3 protein-coding genes are annotated in these 8,815 nt (G+C 53.4%); 1 reads left to right on the top strand and 2 read right to left on the bottom strand.

The features are described from left to right. On the top strand, window positions 1-929 hold a 929-nt coding region (locus JIN87_RS24440), incomplete at its 5' end, for a helix-turn-helix domain-containing protein (RefSeq protein ID WP_200358576.1). A 163-nt stretch (window positions 930-1,092) separates the two neighbouring features. On the opposite strand, the gene JIN87_RS24435 is transcribed toward JIN87_RS24440, so the two are convergent. Then, a complete protein-coding gene (locus JIN87_RS24435; protein ID WP_200358574.1) occupies window positions 1,093-3,153 on the bottom strand; it encodes a hypothetical protein in 2,061 nt (686 codons plus the stop codon). A 406-nt stretch (window positions 3,154-3,559) separates the two neighbouring features. Next, window positions 3,560-8,209, bottom strand: coding sequence for an Ig-like domain-containing protein (locus JIN87_RS24430; protein WP_200358572.1), 4,650 nt, complete (start codon window positions 8,207-8,209; stop codon window positions 3,560-3,562). Window positions 8,210-8,815 lie beyond the last annotated feature (606 nt).

Genomic DNA, 8,815 nt, shown 5'->3' with positions numbered 1-8,815 from the left:
CCCCCCCCAATTCCAGAGTCTCCCCAACCATGAACGAAAAGTCCCCTTCAGTTCGTACGGAAGCCTATACCGAATGGCTACCGGACCTCTCCTTGCCGATCTCCGTAAACTATGAGGACCCGCAACCAGCCGTCTCGCCGCACCACCATTCCTTCGACGAACTTGTGGTCGTGCTCAGCGGCACCGCTACCCACACGACCAACGACCAAACCTACGTCGTCAAGGCGGGCGATGTGTTTGTGATCAAACGGGGCCGAGTCCATGATTACCAAAAACCAAAGGGCTTTGCCGTGGCAAACGTCATGTTCGACGCCAAGAAACTCGATATGGACCACTGGGACACGCGCGAGCTCCCCGGATACCACGTTCTCTTTTCCCTCGAGCCGGCACTCCGTGACCGGCACCAGTTTCGCAGCCGCCTGACCGTCGAAGGCGCAAAATTCACCCGCATCAGCGAATGGGTTTCAGAGCTCGCCGCCGTTACGTCCGGAAAGGAACCAGGTTATCGCATCGAGGCCCGTGGGCTCTTCATGCTACTGGTAATCATGCTTTCCAAATGCTATTCCGACGCCCCTAAAAGCAATACCGACACCACCGACCTCCTGCGGCTAGGCGATGCCGTTGCCTACATTGAAAGCAACTATCCCGAAAAAATATCCAACGACCACCTCGCCCGATTGGCCCACATGACAGTGCGTACCTTCCAACGCACATTTCTCCAGAGCATGGGTATGACGCCGTCGGAATACATCCTGCAGGTGCGGCTGCGCAACGCCGCCCACCTCTTGAAGGAATCAGATTTCCCCCTCACCCGGATCGCCCTCGAATGCGGCTTTTCCGACAGCAGCTACTTCGGCCGCACCTTCCGCCGCGCCATGGGCGTCACCCCATCGGATTACCGCAAGAAAACGGTCGATCCTTTCGCTTGAGGCGAACTCGCTCCCTACTGCTCACAAAAAGTCAGATTCAATGAGAGGCCTCGCGGCAATGCCCCTAGGTAGGGCGTGACCGCCGGGCACGCCGCGACGCATAGATCCTGCAATGCGGCTCGCCCGGCGGTCGAGCCCTACCAAAACCTTTTCGTAATTGGGTTTACTTGGCCGTAATCGAAACGGCATCCACAAACGCAGTCACATCACCAGAACCCGCCCCAGCGAACTCCAGCGTATAATCCCCCGGCGAAGCCACAGTGAAAGAGTTGGTCCTAACCTCTTCGAACGAGCCATTCGCCGGCGAAAAAGTACCAACCGGAGCGCCATCGAAACGAACCTCAACGGTTTGCATGCCGCCATCACTCGTCCGGTCGGCGATCCAGAAGACCACTTCGTAGTCCCCAGCTTCCAAACTCAAGGACTGCTCAATGGAAGAGGATCCTCCCTGAAGGAACGCCGTCTGAGCGCCCTCAGGCGCAGCTCCAGCTTGCCACCCGCTCGCCTGGAGGCCCGAGCTGGAATTGAAAGTCCAACCATCGGTAAGCGGCCCGTAGGTGAAGGTGGCTTGGACCGGCGTCTCAAAACCGGCATTCGCGACAGGACCGCCAGCAACTGGGTCATCAGCGCCAGATGCCTCTTTTAGCCGATAGAAACGGGGCAATGAAGCACCGGGCTCCACAAAAAGCCCCTCACCCTCTTCATCCAGCCTTACTGAGCCGACATCCGTCCAAACCGTTGGCTGCGCCGACAAATCGCTGGTCGCTTCCACAGCAAACGAACGCCCCGGGCCACCGCCGACTTGCAGCGCCAGATCATTACCCACCATCTTACCTGAAAAGCTGTCGAGATGCCTTTGATCAGCCCCAAACCAGATCCGCTTGACCTTCACCCATCCACCCTCTTCCGGGCTTGGACTCGGCTGGAAGCCCAAGTAGCTCATGGCCCCAGCGTAATTTTCAACGGACGCCAAATCGATCGCATAGGTCCGGAACTCACCATCCCCAATAATATCGAAGGCGATCACATTCCCATCAAAGCTCGGATCATAACTGTCTGACTCATAATTCGTCCAGGCTACCCGCGACTTGCTCTGACTTGTACTGAACGCAGCGTTGATATACAAAACCGGAGCCTCTTCTGCCTGCCACAATCTCGGAGGGCTGGTCGCCCACAATTGGTTCTTCCCAAGATCAAGCTGAATATAGTCGTTAATCGGCCACCCCGCGTCCGTTCCGGTCGAACCCACCGCATTGTAGCGCCAATGCTGTCGATCGTTTTCAAAAGTCCAATCCGGCAGCCCCATCCCCTGCCCCTGCACGACGGCATAGTCGCGGATCTCAGTCAGGTCACCCACAATAAGCGTATAGGTGTATTCGTAGACAATGTCGTGGTCCAGTATCTCCGTATGTAAAGGAGCGATGTAGCCCGTCGGCGAATCGAAGGTCCCGCCCTGACCTTCCTGGCCCGCGAATCCGCCAATAAAAAAATAGTTATCCGGTTTATGGATACCTAGCCCCCAGTCGTTATCATCGACCAATGCCGCCCAATTTTCGGTCGCCAGCCAATAATCCCAAGGAAACCCGCCACCTGTCTTTTTCGGGATCCGAACCACCGCATCGCCCGTGAACGGCTGATCCCCCCGGTAGGTCATCAAACGGTAAAACTCTCCGTTGCTATACACCGCTGGCAACTCCTGATGCCTGGCGTTATACTGGTTTTGATCCGAGCGGTTATTCACCAGTCGAGCCCGCACCTGAGCAGTATTGCCATCCAGCTCTATCCAGCATTCGTAGGTGCATTCGCCGGGCACATTGTCCAAGGGCCACTGCATAGGAATGCATTTCACATAGAGAGTCGTATCGCTCTTCTGAAAATCGACAATAGCCGAGCCGTTCCCATAGTCGTCACCGGCCTGAATCGGATTCCACCCGATATGTTCCCAGTGAGCCGCAGGATCCTTCCCGTTCTCGCTATAAGGAATTGGATACGCGAAGAACGACATCTGGATCTGCCGCCCCCAGTCGTAGTTGTTCACGATATTCTTCTCTGTCTGAGAGTCCGCGATATAAGTGATCGCTCCACCTAAACCCTTATTCACGCCCAGCTTGATCACCCCATTATCGATGTACTCCATCTTGGACTCATCATAGCCGCCCCCCTGTGCTGAAGCCATCGAATCAAGCGACAACATGGCACCAAATGCCCATACACTTCTCATCATTCTTCCGCCAAGCGATAAAATGTCCTGTGCACAAATTATACGATAGAAGCTCTTCAGTATCTCTTTCATGCCGACTAAGCTATCGTTTTATCGCCCAAGCGCTCCACAGATCACACCGTCCATAAACCTATATCCGTGATTGAAAAAATGACAGCAAAGCTAAATCCCATTGACAGTCAACCAGCGACTACAGAGACGACACTTCCTACGTATTGCTGCTCTTCGCTGTCTAAGCTCGTTGATAGTTTAAAAAACTGTGTAATACCACACGCAAAAAGCCTTGATTAAGTGGCGGAGGCTGAGATGCCTTGCGTCACAAAAGGGGCTCATAGATCCTGTCGGGCTTCGCCCGACAGGACCCTAAATCATATAATAATATGCCTACCTTATGTTCTCTTCGCGATGCTTACTGAGCTTCAATATAGAAGTCATCAACATTGATCTTATGGTTTGTTTCGAAGATATCCGTCGCTTCGATCTTCACTTTGAAATCGCTGCGAAAATATTCAGGATTCACAGAGCTCGTGAAGGTTTGATCAAAGAAAATCCACGTTTTATTGGGGCCATTGAGACCGATCTCTTCGATGTCGACGTAGCTGCTACCGTTCCAGAACTGCAGAATGACATTGTCGCTATCGACGAGATTCTGCGGCCTGTACCAAAACTGAACAGTCAACGAAGAATGGGCCGATGTATCTAGATCCGGCGAGATCAAGTCGTTCTTATTGTAGCTACCTCGCACCGAACTCGTCGTAGATTTGTATTTATCTGTTCTGAGCTTCCAGTCCGTATTCCAACCGGTGGTATTGAAGTTCTCGAAGTCGTCATCAAGCAGTACCGTCGGGGCAGATGCAACAACCGTAATTTCCAAGGTCGCAGTATCCGTGCCGCCATTACCGTCGTCTACCTCAACGGTCCACGTATTTAGGCCAACATCGCCAGCGCCCGGTATACCGCTCAAGGCGCCGCCGTTTGTAAGCGTCAACCAGGTCGGGCCACTCAACACCGAGTAGCTCAGCGGGTCGCCATCGGCATCCGTCGCGGAACCTGAGATAGTATCCGAATAGTTCACGCCTTCCGTCGCGTTCGACGTGTTGAACGGATCGTTGGTAAAGACCGGTGCGCTATTCGACACAGACGCCACAATAGAGACGTCATCCACAAACGCAGTCACATCACCCGAAACAACCCCGGCAAATTCCAGCACATAAGTTCCCGATGAACTCACCGTGAAGGAATTGGTCGTCACCCCAGCAAACGAGCCATTCGTGGGCGAATAAGTGCCAATAAGCGTGCCGTCAAAACGAACCTCAACGGTTTGCGTGCCCGCATCACTTGTCCGGTCGGCAATCCAGAAGGCCACCTCGTAGTCCCCAGCATCGATGCTTACCGATTGGGTAATCAACGAGTTCCCGCCCTGCATGAAGGCCGTCTGAGCACCTTCAGGAGCTGCTCCCGCTTGCCATCCACTTGCCTGGATGCCTGAGCTGGAATTAAAGGTCCAACCTTCGGTAAATGGCCCGTAGGTGAAGGTGGTTTGCACTGGCGTCTCAAAACCAGCGTTCGCGAGCGCGACTGAACCGTTCCCATCTACGGTAATCTCCAAGGTCGCTGTATCCGTTCCGCCCTTACCATCGTCTACCTGAACGAGGAAGACGTTCAGACCGACATCGCCAGCCTTCGGCGTACCCGTCGCATTACCATTGCCAACGATGGTAAGCCAATCTGGGCCACTCACTTTGGAATAGATCAACGGGTCGCCGTTCGGATCCGCCGCTGTGCCCGCAAGGCTCCCCACAACTGGAACACCTACTGTCGCATTGGGAGCGGTAATCGGATCGATGAGGAAGTACGGAGGCAGGTTGCCTTGGTCTCCAGCTCGAACCCAGTCGACGGAGGTCACGGCGTTAGTGCCTTGGATGCCGAACACTCGCAATCTATTAATGGTCTTACCGGCCCATTCAGGATCGCCGCCGACGTTAAATACATGCTCCGCGTAGCCGCTACCGCCTGTGTAGGAGGGACCTAAGAGGGTATAAAAACCGCCATCAGTAGTCCACCACCCAAATCTTAAGTTTCCACCCGTGTCCGACTGGAAGCGAATCGTTATGGTGGAAATATCATCTCCGCTAAAACGTACTAAATCCGGTTCGGAAAGCTGAATGTACGTCTCACCGCCGACGGGATTATAGAACTCAAAAGCGCCATTTACATTGTCACGGCCCACGGTACCTCCTTCGAAGTCAAAACCGTCCGCGCCATGGCTACCGAACTCATAGCTTAAATCCGCGGCAGAGTCAGGATCGAGGCCATAGAACTGTTCGTCTAGGTCGGACATGCTGTCGCTGTCGTTGTTGGCGTCGGCATAATCGGGAAGGCCATCACCGTCCGTATCGCGGCTTGGGCCGCCTTCGGCATCATTGCTCCGCCCGTCCAAATCAAGATCGTCCGAACCGTTGTACACATACGCGGCGCTTCCACTACTCCAATCGAAGCTAAACGATTCCTCTCCATCCGCATCGGCGATCACACGAAACCACAGAACGCCATTTCCGTCCAAGAAGTGGCCCGTTGTGGTCGATGCAGGCGACAGGATCTCAGCTACAGAATTGTAGGCGGTTCCGCTCGGGACAACGCCACTAAGGTTACCAATGTGATTAAACTTAACGATGGCGACGTCGCCTGGTTCTGCATCCTCCATTACCCATTCTGCAGGATTGTAGCCCTGAGTACCCATGAATGTAACGCTGTATTCAAAATCCTCATTCACGATAGCCGGGAATGAATGATTATCATTCGTGTCCCCGAGAACGCGAAAGAACATTTCACTTGGCGTTCCGCTCTTTGTGCGGGTGAAAATCATCTCGGGACCGCCTCTATGGTTTCTCGGCTGCGCGATACGAGCGAATTTGTGAGGTACATGCATCACGTTTTCCCCGCCAGCATAGGGCGTCTCATCGCCTATCAGAAACCACTTATGATTGGCGGTCAGCGAGCTATCAGCCAATCCAGTGAGCGTCCCATCACCATCGGATATCACACTAATCCACATTCGGGGATGGGAGAACGAATTCGCGCCGCTCGTCCAGGCGTCACCAAAGTCAAAGTCAGGCAACGCCATAGTCATGTTTATGCCAGGGTGATCCGTCTCAACTACAGAGTGCCCCCAGTTCACGCGTTGTTCCGCCGCACCGACTTCGTCTAAATAGCTCGTATAAGGCAGCGGCGCATTCCAGCCTACAAAATAGCAATCGTCAAAATCCGCAGCGCCATCGTAGAGCCGATGGGCAACACGTCGGAGGTTACTGTTGAGCGGCAATCCAGAACGAGCGACAAAGACGGATTCTTCAACCTTACTAGAGCTGGCAAACATCGTCGCGAATTTGTTATCGACCATGACATTGTCACGAAAGATCAGGTTATCGACCGGATACTCATCGCCATGATCCCCGGTGCCAGTGTAGATGGCAGTGTCGTTCGCGTACCAAAGCGCGTTAGCAAAGACATGATCGCCAGAATCGTTCCAACCTGTGTTTTTAACTATGGCTTGGTTCGCATCAACGCTATCGAATATATCAAAACCATTCATAAAGCTATGGACGATGTTCCCATTGAAACTACCCATAACCTCAGAATCGGCCATGGGAGCACTGTCGTAGTACGCCAGATCCGCTGAAAGCCCAATTCGATTGTTCCTTGGGAAGATATACCAAAAGCCGGTCCCCTCGCCTCCTGCCGCGACGTTAAAGTCCACGGTATTATTGGGATTGGTGATCCAGTACGCTGCTGGCGTTCGGTTCTGCGCTTCGTCATCGGAATTGTCCGAAGGCGTGGTCTCGGTGCCCGGTGCGGGACGTACGCTCAGCGCCACCACATTGTAGGTGATTGTGTTATTCTTCTCGACACCGTCTTCCAGAAAGACGGTGTGCCCGATGGTGTTGTAGAAGAAGTTGTTGCTGACCGTAGTGAAATCCGTGCCGTGAATGGTGACGCCCCGGTTGAAACTGTCATGCACGGCATTGTCACTGAAATACTGGCCGGCACCAGCCCCCTGCACCAAGTGCCAATGAAATGGATACCGTGCGAGGATACCTTCCTGTCCTCCGCGGTGTATTTCCACGCCTTTGATGTAGCCTTCTCCTGAGGGGTGCGTCATCGCACCGTCTTCCATGGGGCCATGGATCATGACGTGAGCTCCAAAACCAGTGCTGACACTGTCCGAGGCACCTTGGATAACGATATTGCGCGTCAGCAAGCCGACTTCCGCACGCAGGTCTGCAGTCCAGCTCCTGTTGTCGCTCAGGCGGGAATATTGCTGTACCGTTCCGCAGTGCCAATAACTCACGTTCGTGGTGAGGTTCACCACCGTTCCCCCACCAGTAACAGAGGCAACGATGAGTTCTTCGGCCTCATTCCAATCATTGGTCGAAGAGACTAACAATATCTCGTCGCCGGGACGCCAGTCCACGGTGTCAGCCACTGTAATGGAGTTGGAACCCGCATCGACGTTCGCATTAAGTACCGTCCACTCGATGCGATCTTCGCCGTGCATACTGATGGTCCCTCCCATGAGAGCCAACAAGGCTCGGGCTCCCATGTCGTGACTTTGTCCACTCATAGTGTGTACGAAGTTTTCCGATACGTCCCCCTTCAGCGTCAATATGAACTCGTTGGTGAATCGGGATGTGTCCGTACCGACCTCGAACAAGGCCGAAGCCCCCATCACGATCAGCGAGTCGCAGGTCAAAGCGAGATCTGCTGGCGCGACGATCAAGGCTCCATTGACCATGATCTCGCCACACTCGACATTCGTGTCCAAAGTGACGACAACGCCCGCTGGAATGGCGATATCTTCCTCACTCCCCGAAGGAGTCACTCCGCCCCAAGTTGAACTATCACTCCAGTTCCCGGATTGAACCGCGGTGGCGCCATAAGCCGTCGAAAAATTGATCCCGAAAAATGAGATGACCAATAGCGAAAGGCAGCGAACAAGCATGCCATTTTTTATTTTTCCGCGAAGCTGCATCCTCAATCCCTTGATGGTAACATTATTCATATTCTAAAGCTGACTCTGATTATATTATATTTTATATAAACCCCTCCCCATTCCATAAGCTGGTCCCAAACCAGCGACTCGTTGTCTTCCACAATGCATTTTCGAAACAGCAGGCGGAAAAGCATCTTCAATCAGTAATTAACATTCCTTCTCTTTTTCTATATTTCTCCTTTCGTACATAGTTCTGATTAAATCGGGTGAATTGGGCTACTCCTCAGCCTAAGCAAGAATTCACCAAACAGAGATATACAGGCAGGTTCGACCGTACCATTGGAGTCATCTCGTTGGTTGCTCGCTTTGCACATTCCAACAAGTCGAGTGAACTGGACCCAGAATCCATCGGACTCTTCCTTCCGAGGGCTAGGTTCCAGCGACGGGGGTAAATCTGTTGCTCGGTTGAGCCAGGGCCAAAGGGGGTACGGCCCTTCCTAGAGGATTGATTTGGCAGCAGAATTGCTGGCGTCGCATCCGCCTAGAAACCACCTCATCTTAGCGAAGCGAAATCAGCCCTCTCTCTAACGTTTCGTCAGTCGAAAGCGAATACTCCGAGCAATGATACAAAAAAAGGGTGGCGACCCAGAAGGTCACCACCCCAATTTAGAATAG

Source organism: Pelagicoccus mobilis, assembly GCF_016595505.1.
In the GTDB taxonomy this organism is placed as follows: domain Bacteria; phylum Verrucomicrobiota; class Verrucomicrobiia; order Opitutales; family Opitutaceae; genus Pelagicoccus; species Pelagicoccus mobilis.
Note: the sequence above shows the minus strand (reverse complement) of the source record. Positions and strands in the feature narration are given on the sequence as shown.

Bases quoted from the DNA above. Each gene is read 5' to 3' on its own strand.
- JIN87_RS24435 (WP_200358574.1), bottom strand. From the start codon at position 3,153: ATGATGAGAAGTGTATGGGCATTTGGTGCCATGTTGTCGCTTGATTCG.
- JIN87_RS24430 (WP_200358572.1), bottom strand. From the start codon at position 8,209: ATGAATAATGTTACCATCAAGGGATTGAGGATGCAGCTTCGCGGAAAA.